This is a genomic window from Mastigocoleus testarum BC008, assembly GCF_001456025.1.
Classification (GTDB): Bacteria; Cyanobacteriota; Cyanobacteriia; order Cyanobacteriales; family Nostocaceae; genus Mastigocoleus; species Mastigocoleus testarum.
The window spans coordinates 47,327-66,506 of sequence record NZ_LMTZ01000118.1 but is presented as its reverse complement, the minus strand read 5'-3'; the positions used below and the strand labels follow the sequence as shown (position 1 = coordinate 66,506).

The following is a 19,180-nucleotide window of genomic DNA, read 5'->3' as shown; positions in this document are numbered from 1 at the left end:
TATTCCCTGGGAAGCAATATATATTTTAGATTGATACTTGCAGTCTTGATTATTTAAGCAGCTTCAACAGCTTCCATTGCAGCAGATAGTGCAATCGCAACATGAGTCCAGTGGGTACCGCCTTGACAATAAACTACGTAGGGCTCGCGCAAAGGACCATCAGCCGAAAATTCTGAGGTACTACCTTCAATAAATGTACCTCCAGCCATTACTACTTTGCTTTCATAACCCGGCATTTCATCGGGAATCGGGTCTAGATAGGAACCGATGGGAGAATGACTTTGAATCGCCTTACAAAAAGCAATTAATTTTTCCGGAGAACCAAGTTTAATCGCTTGAATTACATCCCGGCGAGGAGCAAGAGGTGCGGGATTAACTGGATAACCTAACTTGTCAAATACGTAACCAGTGAGGTGAGTGCCCTTCATTGCCTCTCCCACCATTTGCGGCGCGAGGAATAATCCTTGAAATAACAAACGATTCTGGTCAAAAGTAGCACCACCAGCACTGCCGATTCCCGGAGCGGTTAGACGACAAGCAGCAGATTCTACCAATTCAGCACGACCTGCAATGTAGCCACCAGCATTGACAATGGTTCCACCAGGATTTTTAATTAGAGAACCTGCCATTAAGTCAGCACCTACATGGGAAGGTTCTTGAGTTTCGATAAATTCCCCATAACAGTTATCAACAAAACAAATTGTATCGGGATTTTGTTGTTTAACTAAGTAAATGATTTTTTCAATATCAGTAATTGATAAACTCGGACGCCACGAATAACCACAAGACCTTTGAATTAGGACTAGACGGGTGTTTTGCTTAACGGTAGAAGATAATTTTTCCCAATCTATGGTGCCATCTGGAGTAAGATCCAATTGACGGTAGCTTACACCAAAATCAATCAGGGAGCCTCGATCGCGACCCCTAAGTCCGATTACTTCTTCCAAAGTATCATAAGGTGCTCCTGCAACCGCCAACATTTCATCTCCCGGACGGAGAGTTCCAAACAAAGCACAAGCTATTGCATGGGTACCTGAAACAAATTGTACCCGTACCACAGCTGCTTCAGTTCCCATAACTTCCGCAAATACTTTGTCTAAAATTTCTCGCCCTAAATCATCATGCCCGTATCCTGTTACACCAGTAAAATGATGCGCACCTACCTTATGATGACGAAAGGCATTTAGTACTCGTTTGAGATTTTGCTTGACCTTAGCGTCAATTCCAGAAAAGATCTTTAAGAGTGCCTGTTCTGCTTCGTGCAGCTGTTCGACGCTGTTCATCAGTACCTCGTTATAAAAAAATACCGGATTCGGATTTAGGTCGTAAAGCGACAAACGGACCGCACAGCCTAGGCTCAATAATTTCCATTTAGGTTACCGCATGACAATTGCTACATCAACTCAACCGAAAATTAACTGGGTTAACACCCTATTTTTTGTAGGTTTGCACGTCGGAGCTGCATTTGCCTTCCTTCCCAACAACTTTAGTTGGAAAGCAGTCGGTGTTGCGTTATTTCTCTATTGGCTATCTGGTGGCTTGGGTATTACCTTAGGCTTTCACCGCCTTGTAACTCACCGTAGCTTTCAGACCCCCAAATGGCTAGAGTATTTTCTAGTATTCTGTGGTACTCTTGCTTGCCAAGGTGGTCCAATTGAGTGGGTGGGAACCCATCGCATTCACCATTTACACTCCGACAAAGAATTGGATCCACATGATTCCAACAAGGGTTTCCTGTGGAGTCACATAGGTTGGTTGATCTATCAATCACCTTCTAAATCCGAAGTTCCTCGTTTTACCAAAGATATTATTGATGACCCAGTCTATCAGTTTTTGGAAAAATATTTTATTCCCGTTCAAATTCTTTTAGGTTTAACACTTTTGCTTATAGGTGGCTGGTCATTTGTATTCTGGGGAGTTTTTGCCCGAATAGTTTGGGTTTATCACTGTACTTGGCTAGTTAACAGTGCTACCCATAAATTTGGCTATCAGTCCTACGAGTCTAATGATAAGTCCACTAACTGCTGGTGGGTAGCTTTACTTGTGTTTGGTGAAGGCTGGCACAATAATCACCATGCTTTCCAATATTCTGCTCGCCATGGCTTGAAATGGTGGGAAATAGATATGACCTGGATGACAATTCAGTTATTACAATTTTTGGGTTTAGCTAAAGATGTCAAGCTAGCAAAAACGGAGTCTTAAAAGTAATAGTTAAAAGTAATAATACTTACTGTCTTATTGCTGTAAAAGATTTTCCAAACCCCGAAAAAAAGTGCTGCAATGCATTATTCACAAAAAAATTAGCGAATTTGGATTAATATCCGATAATTACTTCGCTTTGCAAAAGTACTCACAACCCCCAATTCTGGGCTGTTTACTCAGTCCAGAAATGGGGGTTTCGGGTCTCAAATAAGAGAAATCTTAAAACAATATAAAAAATTAGCCATGAATTTTGAGTGCGCTGGGGTAGCTTCGATTGGTATAATCCAAACGAATCAGGTTACAAAACTTTGCGACAAGCTACTATCATTGTGGTTTGGCGGTCGAGTCTGTTTGCGTTCAAATATACATGACTACATCAACAATAAATAGCCAGAAGCCAAGTGATGACCTTGGCGATTCCAAACTAAAGCTACAAGATATCATCAAAACTCTGCCTAAGGAATGTTTTGAGCTGAATCATCGTAAAGCTTGGACGGGAGCAGTAATTAATGTTTTGATGGTTGGCTTGGGTTATGCCAGCATTGCTTTTTCTCCTTGGTACCTTTTACCTTTAGCCTGGGTTTTTGCTGGGACTGCTTTGACTGGTTTTTTTGTGATCGGTCATGACTGCGGTCATCGTTCTTTTGCAAAAAGCCGTTGGGTGAACGATTTAGTGGGACATTTGGCATTTATGCCTTTGATTTATCCCTTTCACAGTTGGCGAATCAAGCACAATCATCACCATCTTCACACCAACAAATTGGACGAAGATAATGCTTGGCATCCCATTAGACCTGAATTTTATGAAACTTGGCCAAAATTGGACAAGTCAGTTTTTGAAGTATTAATGCGCAAGCGCTTGTGGTGGTTATCCTCCATTTTGCATTGGGCAAATCTACATTTTGACTGGCGTCAATACCGCAAACAAGACCAATCAGACGTGAAGTTATCTGTGGCTGTGGTGGTCACATTTGCTGCGATCGCATTTCCCACACTCATCATCACAACTGGTGTTTGGGGATTTATTAAATTCTGGTTCGTACCGTGGTTGGTATATCATTTCTGGATGAGTACTTTTACTCTCGTTCACCACACAGATCCAGAGATTCCATTTTTGCCAGGTTCTGAATGGAATGCTGCGATCGCCCAATTATCTGGTTCGGTACATTGCGATTATCCTCGTTGGGTAGAATTCCTCTGCCACGACATCAATGTCCATGTTCCCCATCACGTTTCGACTGCGATTCCTTCCTATAATTTGCGCCTCGCTCATCGCAGCTTGCAAGAAAATTGGGGTTCTTATTTGCGTGAAGAAAGGTTTTCTTTGTCTTTAATGAGGAGAATTACTGACCAATGTCATTTCTACTCTTTAGGAGAAGGTTATTTCTCTTTTAAAGACTACTACGCACGCAAATAAATAAAGTTTTTGCTTACAACTCAAATCCTTTTAGTCATTAAAGATCTCATTTGAAGGTCTAACTTAAAGCTGACTAATAACTGAACCATTCTTAGATTTTTCATAAAGGAATGGGAGTAAGCTACGGTTTACTACGATTGATTGAGGATTGTAGTGAGTTGCAAGCAAGCAAAATATAAGTACCTTTGCAAAATTAATTAAACATTTGAAAATTCCATATCCTTTTTTCAGCAAATGGGATAGGGATAATTAAGATGCCAAAATAATTTCACTTCAAAGGACTTAGACAAATTTTCATTGCACCAAACATGTAAAACCGTTTATGGAACTCTGCTATGGAGTCTAGTTCCTAGGAACGATGACAGCATAGCTCTATAACTCTGCATAGTCTCTTATCCACACACTACTTCTGATAACATCACGTGTCTTCTTACTCCATCAATTTAAACCCCCCTCCGACTAACGAACCTTCTCAGGATGGATCTAAATTACCTTTTACACTTGGCGATGTGAAAGCAGCAATTCCACCTGAATGCTTTCAGCCCAATTTAGGTAAATCACTATTTTTCTTTGGGCGCGATATTTTAACCATCGGCTTACTATATGCGTTAGCTTACTACATTGATTCTTGGTGGTTTTTCCCAGTTTTCTGGGTAATGCAAGGCACGATGTTTTGGGCTTTATTTGTTGTTGGTCATGACTGCGGACACCAATCTTTTTCCAAGAGTAAATGGCTCAATGATTTTATTGGACATTTATGTCACACACCTATATTGGTTCCTTATCACGGTTGGCGAATTAGTCATAGAACCCATCATTTAAATACCGGACATATTGAAAATGATGAAAGTTGGTATCCAACAACACAATCCTACTATGACGAGATGGGAATCATTGAAAAAGTTGGTAGGTACTATGTTTTCTTGTTAGCTTATCCAATTTATTTGTTTAAGCGTTCTCCTGGTAAACAAGGTTCTCACTTTTTACCAAGCAGTCCCTTATTCAAAGACAAGGAAAAATGGGATGTTCTCACCAGTACAATTCTTTGGATTTCGATGATTGCTCTGCTTGGTGTTCTAACCTATCAATGGGGTTGGATGTGGTTATTAAAATACTATGCAGGACCTTACATTGTATTTGTAATGTGGCTAGATTTAGTCACCTTTTTGCACCATACGGAAGAAGATGTTCCCTGGTATCGGGGTGAAGATTGGACTTTTCTTAAAGGTGCGCTTTCCAGTGTCGATCGCAATTATGGATTTATTAGTCATATCCATCACGACATCGGTACCCACGTTGCTCACCATATCTTTTTGAATATGCCCCATTACAATTTGAAGAAAGCAACTGCGGCTATCAAACCGATATTGGGTGAGTATTATCATTCATCAGAAAAAACAATTTGGCGTTCGGCTTGGGATTCATGTCTTAGCTGTCATTTTGTCCCAGACGCTGGAGGAAAGGTTTACTATACTTCTCCCCATCAATCTCAATCTTCTAACTAAGGATTGACAAATTAAAAGTTAAAAGTCAAAAGTCATTAGCGCAGGGTGTCCGTAGGACATAAGTCAAAAGTAAAGAAATAGATGAGTAGAATTATCATTATTTCTGGCTTCTGACTTCTGACTTCTGACTTCTGACTTCTGACTTCTGGTGACTTATTACTCAAAATCTTCCATTCGCCTGAACTATATGTTTAACAGTGGTCAGAGTTTCTAAACTCATTAGTCCCCGACGCAGACCTTTTTGATTGGACATTCCCAAAAATATTGCATCACCTCGTAAGGGATTACGACAAAAACGCGGCGAAGCATTTATATACGTAGAAGCGCTGTTGACTCCCAAAGCAAATTGACGACTTTCTTGGTAAGAATCAGTCGCAATACAATCTGCATGACCACTACTATATTGGTTTATCCAGCTAATAGCAGCCTCTAAATTATCCACAAGCTTAAAGGCGACTGTTTTTTTTAGGTAAGGACATCCCCACTCATTATCTTTGGCTAATTGGATTTGGGGAAAAGCTTCCTGCATTTCGGCATCTCCCTTAATCTGAAAACCTTTTTCTTGCAGACTTTTCCAAAGAGAAATTAAGGAACTAGGTAGGGCTTGTCGATTAATTAATACTTTTTCAATTGCATTTACCGGATCTGGCTCGCTGCAATGGCTATCAATAATCATGTGGCGAATCATATCCATAGTGCCATTGGGCGACCAATAGAGGTAACAATTGCCCATCGCGGACTTGAGGACCGGTACTGTAGATAGTCGCACTACTTGCTGAACTAAACTAGAGCGTCCGTAGGGAATAACTAAATTTATATACTGCTCCTGGGCGAGTAAATCTCGAATCGATCTGCCATGTTCGGCATCAATTATTTCGATACTCCCCACCGGTAAACCTTCTTCGATGACAGCATTAATTAAGGCATTAGCAATTGCAACATTGGAATGACTAGCTTCTGTAGAACCTTTGAGAATGATGCTATTACCACTTTTTACACATAGCCCAGCAGCGATCGCTGCCAGATCGGGAAACGCTTCGTGAATAAAAGTAATTACCCCCAATGGCATTAATTGAGAGTAGGTTTGGGAATCTTCTAGCTGATAATCTGCGATGCGAACGCGTCGAAGAGGATCTGATAACTCACCTAATTTTCTTAAAATTTGGACTGCGCTTTCCAATCGCGCTGGTGTAAGTTTCAACCAATCCAAAATTAACTCTGGAACAGCCATTTCTCTACTGGCTTCCAAATCCAGAGTATTGGCTTCAAGGATATCATCAAATGACTGATTTAGCGCTTCTGCCATTGCCATGAGTGCGCGACTGCGATCTGCACCTTTTGTCATCCCTAACTTCAAAGAAGCTTTGTATGCGCGCTCTGCGCTATTCATTGTTTTGAGACCTTCATCAAACGCATCCACCATCATCAAATTAACGTCTGTAGGTTAGCCAGACCATAACTGCTGGTACAATTGCCAATATTATTGCCACTATTGCTGAAGCAATGATACTAGTACCAGTAGATTGTAATAACGCAAATGGTAACCAGAAAAGTACCAAGACCACTATAATACCTAGGGCCATTGGCAGATAACTTTCTCCCAATTTAGGATGAACAACATGCCAAACTGAACCTGTCCAGCGCCAAGCTCGCTTGTAAGGATAGGTTGTGGAAAGTTGCTCAAGTACATATCCATTATCTTCAACCACAAATATTTGCTGACAGCGATCGCAACCAAATGCTTCTGTCAACGTAATCGGAGTTAGGCGTCCCTTGCGGGTACAAGGACATGGGTATTCGCCGTTGAACTCTATTTTTTCAATATTTTCAGATTGCACAAGCAGTTCAGTAACTTGGACTCGGTTGTCAAAGCTGGAGAAGCTCCATTCCCTTTTTTCTCGGGTTTGGTAAATTAATTGCAGAAAACCTGCTGATGGTATCAGTCAGTTAACGGTATTTTTACTATACAGGTAACAGTCTAGACAGTAACTTTAACTCCTTCATTAAGGAATTGGGTGATGTCTACGACTGCGTAGAGTGTAAGCATAACAAGGTAACAACCTTGATGTAATACTTCTGACTGGTTTAGCTAAAATTAATTTTAGGTCATTCCCTAAGATTAGTTTCTATTTTTAAACTAACTCAATCTCAGCTAATACATTTCACCATCTAATTATTTTTACTTCTAATACAAATTTATAATCTGAGTTTATCCTCTGTCCTCAATATAATGGTTAGTCTTTTGCTTTTACTTGACTTTTTATTTATTTACTTTTCATTTATTTACAAATAATTTTTCGTGTAATACATAACATATTGGTTTATGGTATCTCATTTTACATTCAATTACTTGCTTGAGAATGGATCCCATAGAAATATCCAGCTTCTTTTAACAAAGACTTCCTAGGTCCCTAACTATAGCGTAGCTTAGTTGGTGTAGTTCATAATCCGGCTAAATATTAACCAAATATATTGGCTGGCAATGGCGTATCCTAAGTTCAGTTTCATATAAATTTAATTTAAGTGTAATTCTGTGGGCAGAAATCGAGAACCATTTGTCAGCCTCCTCCTGTACCATGCTTTTAAGTGGTCAGTAGTAAGTCCAATGCTCCATGTATATTTTCAAGGAAAAATTTATGGAGCTGAAAATGTTCCTAAAACTGGACCTTTAGTAGTAGTAAGCAATCACGCTAGTAATTTCGACCCACCGATTGTGTCCAATTGCGTGCAGCGTCCGGTAGCATATATGGCAAAGGAGCAATTATTTAAGGTTCCTGTATTAGGTCAAGCAATCCAACTTTACGGTGCTTACCCTGTCAGTCGAGGAACTGCGGATAGAACTGCAATTCGTGCAGCTTTAAACTGTCTAGAGCAGGGGTGGGCGGTTGGAGTATTTCTTCAAGGTACCCGCACAAGGGATGGACTAATTACCGATCCAAAGCGTGGTGCAGCATTAATAGCAGCCAAAGCGAAAGCTCCGTTACTACCAGTTTGTCTGTGGGGGACTCACGCAATTGAGGAAAAAGGCAAAAAATTACCCAATTCAGTTCCAGTAACAATACGAATAGGTAAGGCGATCGATTATCCTGAAGCTAATGACAAAGAGGCTTTGATAGAGGTAACTCAAAAGTGTGCTGAGGCAATAAATTCCCTACATAAGGCTGGCAGATAAATTATAATTATTGCTTGAGTTGTATGTGGCTAAAGATATATCAGTTAGGAAATTAATTTTCCCTTTACAGTAGAAAATAGCAAAACTTCCTAAAAATGGTAAAATTCGCTATAAAACTCAAGCGATATTCCAATGGTCTATCCCAGAAAAAAGAATAAAACTTCACCAAATTCAAGTTCGCGAAATTTACAATTTATCGTACAAACTATCGGTTGTAAGTTATCTAAAGATATAAAGTTGACTGAAACTTAGATTGAATCAAATATATTCTGAAACTTACAAATTGATAATTAATAATATTTTTCCAAGTTAATTTAATTAATTAGATATCAAAAAAATAATATTATGTAACATTTTTTAGTATATTTACTAATGAAGAGTCGCATGAAAAGTGAATGAGTAATGAAGAATTGCGTAAGCAATTGACCGAAAATCTTGATGAGGCAGAATGGGAGTGGTTAATTCCTCACGTCAAAAGAGATGCGGTAATTGTGGTAGCAAAAGAATTAGATTTGCTTGATGTAGGGGAAGCGATCGCTAGCGACAAAGTCTCAGAAGTGCAAGTATGGATAGAAGAGGCTTTTATCACTAAACCTTCCAATGAACAAATGGGTGAGTGGAATAATCAACGCGAAAAGCGCTTTAATGCTCTAATAGTGGAGCCATACGTACTGATACAAGAAAAAATGGCAGAAGCTAGTTAGGTTTTTCGTTTCGTCCCAGGAAATTTTAATTTAAGTACATTTAAATATTGTTGTTAAATTTTGATTGAATCGGATTAGAATCTTCGAAAGGTTGAGAATCTTCAGTAACAGTATTTCACTTCTGATTTCTGGCTCCCGTGTACCGGTTTTATGTTGATGACTTTAGTCTACTCTGTCCTGTTAGCAAAGCGGTACACTACCGCGCATAATTCTGCTATGAATCGGTAGCGAACGCACAGTTTTTCTAATTCACAACTTAAAGCAGCTATTAAAAGAATTATTTTCCCAAATTTAAAAGATTGGAATAGAAATTTGCGTAATTCACAACCCGACCAAGGGTTAATTAACTGTTACTGCATCATCTAAAAAAACATTAAAAATTTGCAATCTTAAAATTTGCAATCTTCAGGTTAATGACTGGAAAACTTCTAGATAGTCAGGGGTAGATTAGAATTTCAGTTTTAACCCCAATAGATATTTATCGCTACTAAATTTGTAGCAAAATGATTACAATTTAAAGCCTTTGAGCTAAATGACTCTTGAAGCTTGAGCAACACTAACACAGTACCAACAATGGGAATTTTAGTTCCAGTGAACAACGTATAATTACACAGTTTTGCAAATAATCCGTATATGGAACTTGTAGTTTAAATTCCTTTGCAGAATCTAAAGGTGAGTTAATCTTATAATAATTCTGCTCTTGATTTAGTACATATTCTGACCAATATTTTTAAGAAGATTGCTCTGGTTGCATTTCCTCAACAAGTCTGAGAGTTCCCAGACCCAAATCTTCGGGAGCAAGAGTTTGAACTTCAAACAATGCCATCATATCTTTCAATTGAGGGTTACCACGGGAAGCACCAGTCAGTCCTCTAGCGATAATTAAACCACAGAACCCTTTAGTCTTTTGACATCGCTGATTCCATTTTTTCCGTGCTTCGGAATGGACGGGATCGCTATCTAAAAACTCACCAAACAAAAATAATTCACTATTTTGAGTTTGTAATAAACCCAAATCATAATCAGTCCCATCAACAAGATCAGCACCAGGATTGAAACATATAGCTTTGAGTCCCCCAGCTTCTTGGATGTTCTCAATTACCGCTTTAGCTTTGGGACGAGATGTTTGAATCAAAATTACCGGTAATCCATCACCTACAGGTTTAACTTTACCTGGCTGATAATGTTTTACACCATTACGCAAATATTCCAACATATCCCAGGTTATAACTCCCAAACTAAGAAAAGAATCTTCTGGAATCAAATCATCTCGTAATGATGTCAATTGACCTGGTAAATCTGATAAATTTAAATCATCTTCAGAATCATCAGTGGCATTAATTGCCATATCTTCCAATTCATCAGCAAGTTCCGGCATCGTGGAAACTGTAACTGATACTGATTTTTGTTTTTGAACTGCTTCCGGTAAAGAAATACGGTAGCGGTGATTCAGAGTGGGAAAATCATATTCATTTAATTGACTGCGGTGATCGCGGAAAAAGCGAAACAAAGCTTCTAATGCGACAAAAACAGCGATTGCTTCTTCTTCATATAAAACCGAGCGTAACCCTTCCAAGGGATGGATATTACCAAAAGTTGGTTCGATTTCCGAACTCGGTAACTCTGCTAAATCGTAATAGAAATCGTCTTCTGGGTCATCACTAGCGTCGGTTTTCTCAAAAGTGACAAACAAACAATCTTGCTTGAGAAAAGCATCTTCTAAAAGTCCTTGTGACTCCCCATCCCTTAAAACTACATCCCGAAATCTTTTCAGTGATTCTTGACTGCGATAAAGTAATATACCGTACTCAATACCCAGCATTCCCATGACAGAAGCATAAAGAGTACCAATATCCCACTTGTTAATTTCTATTGCTAATATTTGCTGCTCTTCTAAAAATTCCCAAGGAACAGAATTCCAGATTGCAAAAGCTTTATCATTTAAGAGCTTGGCATATTTTGGTGGTAATTCTGGAACTTGACTTTCAACAATTTCAGCAAATCCACGGAATAGTTCGTCAATGAACGGTAAATTGGGAACATAATCAATTGCAATGTCTAAATCTTGTAATACCCCCCGTAAATAAAACTGAATTTCTCTGTCTTTGACGACAATTTTTTGGGGACGACCAGGTTTACCAGGAGAATTAGGACTTTCCATTGCGCGCATCAGAGTTCGGACAATTGCTTCTGGTCCGCTATCTGGAGATACTATGTCCATTCCCCGCACAATACCTTGCGATCCATCTACCCACAGAATGCATTCACCCTTTTCTTCTGAATTGTCATATTCCTCAAGCGAAGATGACAATGGTCGGCGATCTCCCTCCCATACGGAAGGTATTTGGGTTAAATTCTTCAATCGACGACTGGTAGAGCGATTAAAGGTTGTCATAAACTAAACAATTAAAAAGATTTACAACTAAAAGTTTTGGTAAAAGCAAACCTTGGTGATGTTACTCCAAGGGCGAAGAATTTAAGAATAACTATGGCTGACGCCACGCTGTTGCTATCAGGTGGTTATGCTAGTACTTCCATAAAAAATTGAAAATACCAGATCTGAAAGAACACGGAGTCTCTCAATTCTAGGATAAAAACACCAATATAGATTTCGGGTGAGTTATTTACAATTTGCCAATCTTGAATAGCAATCTCGCTAGAATAGATACAAAAACTAAAGACAAAAACTTCGCCAAGCCCAGTTAGCACTAGGCTAAAACTAGAGCTTTGCCCTAAGCTCTAAGAGGGGTAACAGCAAAACCTTGTATCACGGAAAAAGCAGATGACACAAACACAAGCATCTCAACAACGGGGTATTCAACTAACCCCTACCGCATTAGAACAAGTCAAATTTTTGCGCAGCAAGCAAGATAAAGATTTATGCTTGCGAGTCGGAGTTCGTCAAGGTGGATGTTCCGGAATGTCCTACATGATGGATTTTGAAGACAACAGCAAAATCACCCCTCAAGATGAGGTATTTGAATATGATGGCTTCAACATCGTGTGCGATCGCAAAAGCTTGTTATATTTATACGGCTTAGTTCTAGACTACAGCAATGCCATGATTGGTGGTGGCTTTCAATTCACCAACCCAAATGCCAATCAAACCTGTGGTTGTGGCAAATCATTTGGCGTTTAGTAGTTATTTAGTCGTTTAGTCGTTAGTCATTAGTCATTTCAATATTATTAACATTTAAATATTGAATGTATGACTATTGACTATACATCAAGAATTCCAAGCCCAGTTAATTAGTAGAGTAATTGTTTGTGTTACGGTATCGATCTAAAATCATTCCACGTTACACGACTGCTTTGGAGGAATAACCACTTACATATTCCCGTTTAAACAGGAAGTATAAGCTACAAGTGTCACAATTTGTCCAGACTTTACACAGCAGCTTCAAATCTGTGAATGAAAAATCCTCATGGATGACGCCTGAGGAGTGTCAATATAGACTATGAACTACTGACTGTTGACTAATTAATTTCTATGACTGAAACTGTTGAATCTTTGTTCGATACCGGCTTGGAACGTTATAAAGCTGGTGAAGAAGTTTCCTCATTAATTCCTGTATTTAAAGAAGTTTGCGATCGCGCCCCAAAAAGTGCTCCAGCTTGGACTTGTTTGGCTTGGTTGTATCTGTTAGCAGATAAGTCTTCCTCAGCATCTAAAGCCGCACAAAAAGCTGTTAAACTCAATCCACAAGACCCCCAAGCAAGGGTAAATTTAGCTGTTGCAATGCTAGAAAATGATCAAAAAGGGGTAAGACAGCACATTGATGTTGCACATCAGTTGATTTCCCTTAACAGCGAATGGTACGAAGAAATTCAAAATAGTATTGAAGATGGTTTAACCAGAAAACCTGACTGGCAAAGTTTATCAAAAGTTAAAAACTGGTTGTTTGGTTAGGGATTGGGGATTGGCGACTGGCGATTGGGGATTGGGGATAGCACTGCGTGCCGCCGCAAGCGGCATATGGCGACTGGGAACTGGAGATTGGGAAAGAGTTACCCATTGCAATTACCAATTACAAATTACCAATTACCCATTACCAATTACCCATTACCAATCCCCATAAAAAATATTTAAACAAACGTCATTATGAAAGATAAATTATTAAACTGGTTCAACTGGATACTAGTAGCAGATGTATTCTTTGTATTTGCAGCTTTCGCATGGCTCGCGATCGCAGTAATTGGTAATTCAATGGGGGTACCCCTAGGTTTAGATTTGTGGCACAAATTGTGGCAACCTGTGTTCAATCCTGCGATTGGGATTTTAATGGCTGGTGCAATTCTCAGTGGTATTATCAGTTGGATTTCTAAAAAATTTTCTCAAGCTGGTAATGGGTAGGGATTGGGGATAGCACTGCGTGCCGCCTTGCGGCATATAGGGACTGGCGACTGGCGACTGGTGACTGGCGACTGGCGTTAGCCATAAGCACTGCGTGCCGCCGCAAGCGGCATATGGCGATTCGGTCAAGGTTTTCAATTACCAATTACCCATTACCAATTACCCATTACCAATTACCCATTACCAATCCCCAACCCCTCACTTCAAAATATCTCTTAAAGCAGGCTGCAATTTAGGATACTTGTATTCAAAACCACTTTCCAAGGTACGTTTGGGTAAAACCTCTTGTCCTTGCAAAACTACTGTTGCAGCTTCTCCTAATAGTGCTTCAAGGGCAAATCCTGGAACAGGTAGCCAAGAAGGTCGATTCATAACCTCACCCATAGTGTCGCAAAACTGTGACATTCGAACGGGCTCAGGAGAAGTTGCATTATATACTCCTTCCATTTGGGAATTATTTAGGGCTTGTAAAATCAAACCCACTAGATCATCTACATGAATCCAGGAAAACCATTGTTGACCATCACCTAAAGGACCTCCAGCAAAAAGTTTAAATGGAGTAATCATTTTACCTAAAGCACCACCCATTCCCAGGACAATACCAAAACGTAAAATTACCAGTCGCACTCCTAAATCCTTAACTTTTTGGGCTTCCGACTCCCATTCAGTTGTAACTTGGGCGAGAAAATCATTACCAGCAGAACTCGTTTCATCAAAGGTCGCTGTTTGACTGGTACCGTAATAACCAATTGCGGAAGCATTCACCAATACACTAGGTTTAGAATCTGCATTTCCTATTGCTTCGACTATCTTTTGGGTTCCGAGTTTGCGGCTATTGAGAATAATATTCTTGCGTTCTGGCGTCCATCGCCCTTCAGCAATCGGTTCTCCTGCAAGATTGACAACTGCATCACAACCGTTTATTGCATTTTGCCAATCCCCAGACATGGTAGACGTATAACCAACAATTTCTAAATTCTTAAATGCTGTTGTAGGAAAAACTTTTTGGGCGCGTTGTACACTTCGTGAAAGTACTACTAATTCATGACCTTGGCTAATGAGTCGTTCAACCAAGCGACTACCAACAAATCCCGTTGCTCCAGTAATTGCTATTTTCATTTTTAAGCGCTAAGTAGACTCCACCAAACTCCTATTCTACAGATCTGAGCGTTCAAACTTATAAATATTACTAATCCCCAATCCCTAATAACCTAATCTCCAATCCCCAATCACACGATTTTCAGTATCTAAAATCAAGAAATGAATCGAAGTTAACTTGGCTTTTATATAGTTCGATATTATAGGATGGACAGAGTATTACAAAGCACGGGGCTATATGGCTCGATATACCTGTTCTTTTCTTCTTTCTATTAATTTTGAACAACTTTTGCCTTTAATTGTAGAACTTCTACAAGACTGTAGTCTTAATGTGATGTACTATACATCTGACTACGTGATGGCAAGGGAAATTCCTGGTACTGTCCCTTTTTCAAAGTTAGTGACAGTAGAAGCACTAATTGATAAAAGTACAGCTACCGAGACCGAAACTCGCATGAGCATTGTGATGAAAAACGAGGAATTACCACTCCAAGTTGAAAATCACTGTCGGCAACTATTTGAGTATATTAAGGAGGCAATAGAACATAGCCGTCACTGGCATTTAATTGAAAGTCTTGCAGGATAGCGCGAGTTATCCAGTACTAGCTTGAGCACGAGGTAGCTCTAGCTTTTTGCTAGAGCCAATAATTAAATCACTTGATAGTAAAAAATATACCGGAGGTGACAAGTAGGTCTTTAATCTTCTATATCCTCAGTCATCCCAGGATTAATAAGAGTAATATCATACTCACTCAAATCTGTTGGTACCTGTGTTGTTGTCTCGCGCTGCAGTAAGTAATAAATAGCACGTACTTGAGGACCGAAGACTATTTCGTCTTCGTTTCTCAGGTCATGTGCTGGAGTTTTGCGTCCATTAACTACTATTCCGTTGGAACTGGGCTTCCCTTTCGCATCACCATCAACAATTCGATAATAATGAGTGTTGCTGTTGTTTCCCCTGGGTAATCTGACTAAAGTCGCATGGCGACGGGAGACAAATTGCGAAGCTAAGCGAATATCGCATTCAACGTCTCTACCGATAGAATAAATCGGGCGTTCCAAAATAAATTCTTTACGTCCACGAGCGTCTTCAATAATCAGTAGATGATTCTGATGATTTTCTGCTGTCATTGACACATCGTTACTTCAATAGTTTGAACTTTGAGAATTTTAAAATTTGCTTGATATGGTTTTGTGGTATTCTCGAAACCAGATTTGAGGTATAGGACAACCAAATAATCTACTAATGTTTTCGCTAATACGATTACTAGAACCATTTTGTTCTATAAAATTGTTTTTTTACAAAACATTGTTTACAAAACTATAGTCGTAAGGCTAAGTGAGCATTGCTACAGTTGCCTAACGACTTAGTTTAACCTGATATTGGGAAAATAATTATTTGAGTTAATTATTTGAGGTCAGCAATATTAGTCAATAAGAAATATTTTAACGTCGACGGATAAAACGCTTTAAGTAAAATGCCTTAAGTGAAACGCCTTAACAATAGCGAATTTGTCACAACGCTAACGGAGCTAAAAGCCATTAATGCTGCTGCACCTGCGGGAGTTAAAACAAAATTAAAGCTAGGTAATAATATCCCCGCAGCTAAGGGAATTCCTAAAGTATTGTATGCAAAAGCCCAGAATAGATTTTGACGAATCTTATTAAAAGTCGCACGACTAAATCGAATTGATTCTACTACGTCATTAAGGGAATCTCTCATCAAAACTATATCGGCTGTTTCCATAGCCACATCTGTTCCAGAATGCAGAGCAATTCCTACATCTGCTTGAGATAATGCAGGAGCATCGTTGATACCATCTCCTACCATTCCCACATGTTTTTGATTGTTTTGTAGCGATTCAATAACTTCAGCTTTTTCTCCTGGCATTACGCCTGCAATAATATCGCTATCGTCTAAACTTAGTTGCCTTCCTAAAGCGATCGCAACTTCTGGAGTATCACCACTCAATAACATGACGCGCAGATTCATTTGTTGTAGTTGTTCTACTACTGAAACTGCATCTTCCCTTACAACATCTGATATGGCGAAAATCCCAACAATTGCATAATTTACTGCAACGTAGACTACTGTCTTACCATTTTTTGTAAAATTCTCAACTGCTTGAGATAAGGTTTGATCCACAACTATTCCGTGTAGCTCCAACCAGGCTTTATTACCTAACAACACTGATTTTTCTTCTACTACACCTGAGACACCCAATCCAGGTTCTGTACGAAAATCCGTTGCTACTGGGATTGTTAAATTTTGTTGCTGTGCTGCATTAATAATTGCTGTAGCGAAAGGATGAACTGTACCACTTTCCACTGCTGCTGCTAATTTTAATAAGGATTGAGAGTCTAGAACTGGAGATAAATTTTTAACTCTTTCCTTTGGGAAAGTAACAGTTATTGTTTGTGAGGAAGATTCCTGAGTTTGTAATTCATAAGTCTGTGCTTCAGGTTTACGGGTTGCCGAATTATCCGTTAGTAATTCCTCTATCAGCAAACAGTCGGTAACTGTAGGCTTACCAATAGTTAGCGTACCAGTTTTATCAAAGATTACTGTATCTAATTGGTGGACTCTTTCTAAAACATCGCCACCTTTAATTAAAAGTCCCTTTTCTGCTGCGATCGCAGTTCCTACTAAAATCGCTGTTGGCGTTGCAAGTCCTAAAGCACAGGGACAAGCGACTACCATAACTGCAATCGCTAATTTCAAACTTAATAGCAGTGAAGCTTGTCCTGCTGATGTTGTCCCACCCCAAATTGTGAGATTATCCCAAATATTAACTCCAATAAAATACCAAAAAACAAATGTTAATATTGCAGCACCCAAGACTCCGTAGGTAAAGTAACCTGCAACTGTATCTGCTAATTTTTGTACTGGTGCTTTACGGGTTTGTGCATTTTCCACTAAAGCCACAATATGAGCCAAAGTTGTATCGTCACCCGTCCGCTCCGCTTGAATAACGATCGCCCCAGATTGATTAATCGTTCCTGCAGCAACTTTATCTCCGGGTTGCTTGAGTACTGGTACGGCTTCCCCACTCAACATTGACTCGTCAACGGTGGTTTTTCCTTCCATAACTTCGCCGTCGACGGGTATCTTCTCCGAAGGTAATACCTGCAACCATTCACCAACCTTCACTTGTGCAGCAGGAATTTCAATAAAGTTTGTAGTAATATTATTTTTTTCAGTTTTAGTTTTATGGGGATTGGCAATTAACCGAGCAACAATGGGTTGAAGCGATAATAATTTCCTAAAAGCTGCTGCAGCACGACCTCTTGCTCTTTTTTCCAGGGTTCGTCCCAGCAAAATAAAACCCAACATCATGACTGGTTCGTCAAAGAAACATTCCCAAGCCATGTTAGGAAATAGCAGCGCAATTACACTTGCAATGTAAGCTGTAAGAGTACCCAACGCCACTAAAGTATTCATGTTGGGCGTATTTCGCCATAAACTACGCCAACCGTCTACGATAATTTCTTTACCGGGGATTAGTAAAGCCAAAGTCGCTAAGCCACAGTGAAACCAAATATTACTTACAACTGGTAACATCACGCCGCTCAGGTGACCAAAATGCCCAATTCCTGAAAGTATCAGTAATACAGCAGCTATTACTAGCTGTATCATTGAACTGCGCATTTCCCGGTGATGTTTGGTTTCTAAATCCCGGACAGATGAATTACTACCTACATCATTAGCATCTGATTGGCGGATCTGTGATGGGAATCCTGCATCCGTAATCTTTTGAGCTAAAGCATTTGGATCTACTACACCCGCTTGAGACTCAACAACAGCTATTTCCGTTGCTAGATTCACAACTACATCTGTTACTCCAGGATATTGGGCGAGTTGGCGCTCTACCGCTTTCACACAGCCCGCGCACTTCATACCCCCAACATCCAAAGTAATTTTATCTGCAATTGGTTTATCTGTAACAGTCGTGGTGTAACTAATGGTTTGAGTTTGCATACATATTATGGAACCGCCTATAAGATTTCATAGCCCAATTCAAGACGCTTCTATTTTGAGCTTAGGCTAAGTTTAGCGATTTCTACTTCTTTTACAGATCGTAATACTTATTAAATTATATAAATAATTCCAACATAATAAATAGTTAACCACGATCATAATTACAATAACTTGTATAAATAAGAGCCATTACTTGGATAGGGATCAAAGCTAATTCACTTTTCCAGAATTCATTAATTCCTAAACTCGATATACTACAAAAAAAGCCACAACCTAAGATGACAAAGGTTAATAAATTAAGGTGTCTAGATTTAATTTTTAGCATCGCCACATATTTGAAATTTAGTTTGTTTTATGAATGAGATAGTTTCAATAATTCAGCTAAAATTTTGCTCGCATGAAATTCAACTAACACATATTGAATAAATTCCTTATTCAATAACTGTTTATAATTAATAACTCCCTATTATTTAAACACCTGATTGTTTGATTTATTTTCTCAATAGGAGATGAAATTATAAATTCATCGTCTATATATGAAATATAAGCAATGATTTTTATCCCGGAGTAAATAAATTTTATATTATTAAGGATGTTAATTAAAGTATGCTGGCCAACATTATAGAATAGCTAAAATGTTTGATATGCTTTGAAAACAATCATATAAAGTTCAAAGCTAAGCTTATAATTTTAGTAATAATTAACTACTGAATTAAGACCTCGCAAAATAATCTATAGCGAAAATCATC

17 protein-coding genes are annotated in these 19,180 nt (G+C 39.0%); 10 read left to right on the top strand and 7 right to left on the bottom strand.

The window, feature by feature from the left end:
- Positions 1-53 precede the first annotated feature (53 nt).
- Positions 54-1,283 (bottom strand): methionine gamma-lyase family protein, encoded by a 1,230-nt coding sequence (locus BC008_RS29925; protein WP_027844499.1) that lies wholly within the window; start codon positions 1,281-1,283, stop codon positions 54-56.
- Positions 1,284-1,383: 100 nt separating this feature from the next.
- Here BC008_RS29925 and BC008_RS29920 point away from each other — a divergent pair, with 100 nt between their 5' ends.
- From BC008_RS29920 to BC008_RS29910, 3 genes are all read left to right on the top strand, one after another.
- A complete protein-coding gene (locus BC008_RS29920; protein WP_027844500.1) occupies positions 1,384-2,202 on the top strand; it encodes an acyl-CoA desaturase in 819 nt (272 codons plus the stop codon).
- A 367-nt stretch (positions 2,203-2,569) separates the two neighbouring features.
- The gene (locus tag BC008_RS29915; protein ID WP_027844501.1) at positions 2,570-3,619 is read left to right on the top strand and encodes a fatty acid desaturase; all 1,050 of its coding nucleotides are present in this window, start codon (positions 2,570-2,572) and stop codon (positions 3,617-3,619) included.
- 422 nt (positions 3,620-4,041) lie between these two features.
- The gene (locus BC008_RS29910) at positions 4,042-5,124 is read left to right on the top strand and encodes a fatty acid desaturase (protein WP_027844502.1); all 1,083 of its coding nucleotides are present in this window, start codon (positions 4,042-4,044) and stop codon (positions 5,122-5,124) included.
- Between the two features lie 160 nt (positions 5,125-5,284).
- On the opposite strand, the gene BC008_RS29905 is transcribed toward BC008_RS29910, so the two are convergent.
- Positions 5,285-6,550, bottom strand: coding sequence for a glutamate-5-semialdehyde dehydrogenase (locus tag BC008_RS29905; protein ID WP_027843156.1), 1,266 nt, complete (start codon positions 6,548-6,550; stop codon positions 5,285-5,287).
- A 4-nt stretch (positions 6,551-6,554) separates the two neighbouring features.
- Positions 6,555-6,962, bottom strand: a complete 408-nt coding sequence (locus BC008_RS29900) for a hypothetical protein (protein WP_058184137.1) — start codon at positions 6,960-6,962, stop codon at positions 6,555-6,557.
- Positions 6,963-7,657: 695 nt separating this feature from the next.
- Between BC008_RS29900 and BC008_RS29895 the strand changes: the two genes are divergently transcribed.
- Positions 7,658-8,296 carry a lysophospholipid acyltransferase family protein gene (locus BC008_RS29895; RefSeq protein WP_027843155.1) on the top strand — a complete coding sequence of 213 codons (639 nt, stop codon included), beginning with the start codon at positions 7,658-7,660 and terminating at the stop codon, positions 8,294-8,296.
- A gap of 395 nt (positions 8,297-8,691) precedes the next feature.
- Positions 8,692-9,000, top strand: coding sequence for a DUF2288 domain-containing protein (locus BC008_RS29890; protein ID WP_027843154.1), 309 nt, complete (start codon positions 8,692-8,694; stop codon positions 8,998-9,000).
- A gap of 730 nt (positions 9,001-9,730) precedes the next feature.
- Here the strand turns inward: BC008_RS29890 and BC008_RS29885 are convergent.
- Complete coding sequence (locus tag BC008_RS29885; protein WP_027843153.1) at positions 9,731-11,395, bottom strand: DUF6930 domain-containing protein; 1,665 nt, start codon at positions 11,393-11,395, stop codon at positions 9,731-9,733.
- Positions 11,396-11,782: 387 nt separating this feature from the next.
- Here BC008_RS29885 and BC008_RS29880 point away from each other — a divergent pair, with 387 nt between their 5' ends.
- The 4 genes from BC008_RS29880 (at position 11,783) to BC008_RS29870 (ending at position 13,354) form a co-directional block, all read left to right on the top strand.
- Positions 11,783-12,139, top strand: coding sequence for an iron-sulfur cluster assembly accessory protein (locus tag BC008_RS29880; RefSeq protein WP_027843152.1), 357 nt, complete (start codon positions 11,783-11,785; stop codon positions 12,137-12,139).
- 351 nt (positions 12,140-12,490) lie between these two features.
- Positions 12,491-12,910, top strand: a complete 420-nt coding sequence (locus tag BC008_RS29875; RefSeq protein WP_027843151.1) for a tetratricopeptide repeat protein — start codon at positions 12,491-12,493, stop codon at positions 12,908-12,910.
- Between the two features lie 10 nt (positions 12,911-12,920).
- Positions 12,921-13,079: a hypothetical protein gene (locus BC008_RS49805; protein WP_161938181.1), complete on the top strand. Its 159-nt coding sequence runs from the start codon at positions 12,921-12,923 to the stop codon at positions 13,077-13,079.
- A gap of 23 nt (positions 13,080-13,102) precedes the next feature.
- A complete protein-coding gene (locus BC008_RS29870; protein ID WP_027843150.1) occupies positions 13,103-13,354 on the top strand; it encodes a hypothetical protein in 252 nt (83 codons plus the stop codon).
- A 198-nt stretch (positions 13,355-13,552) separates the two neighbouring features.
- Here BC008_RS29870 and thyD read toward each other — a convergent pair whose 3' ends face one another.
- Positions 13,553-14,473 (bottom strand): thylakoid membrane protein ThyD, encoded by a 921-nt coding sequence (thyD, locus tag BC008_RS29865; RefSeq protein ID WP_027843149.1) that lies wholly within the window; start codon positions 14,471-14,473, stop codon positions 13,553-13,555.
- A gap of 217 nt (positions 14,474-14,690) precedes the next feature.
- On the opposite strand from thyD, the gene BC008_RS29860 reads away from it, so the two are divergent.
- On the top strand, positions 14,691-15,038 hold the full coding sequence (locus BC008_RS29860) for a hypothetical protein (RefSeq protein ID WP_027843148.1): 348 nt from the start codon (positions 14,691-14,693) through the stop codon (positions 15,036-15,038).
- Between the two features lie 110 nt (positions 15,039-15,148).
- Here BC008_RS29860 and BC008_RS29855 read toward each other — a convergent pair whose 3' ends face one another.
- Both BC008_RS29855 and BC008_RS29850 read right to left on the bottom strand, forming a co-directional pair.
- Positions 15,149-15,583, bottom strand: a complete 435-nt coding sequence (locus BC008_RS29855) for an FHA domain-containing protein (protein ID WP_027843147.1) — start codon at positions 15,581-15,583, stop codon at positions 15,149-15,151.
- Between the two features lie 352 nt (positions 15,584-15,935).
- Complete coding sequence (locus BC008_RS29850) at positions 15,936-18,431, bottom strand: heavy metal translocating P-type ATPase (RefSeq protein ID WP_058184136.1); 2,496 nt, start codon at positions 18,429-18,431, stop codon at positions 15,936-15,938.
- Positions 18,432-19,180: the final 749 nt, after the last annotated feature.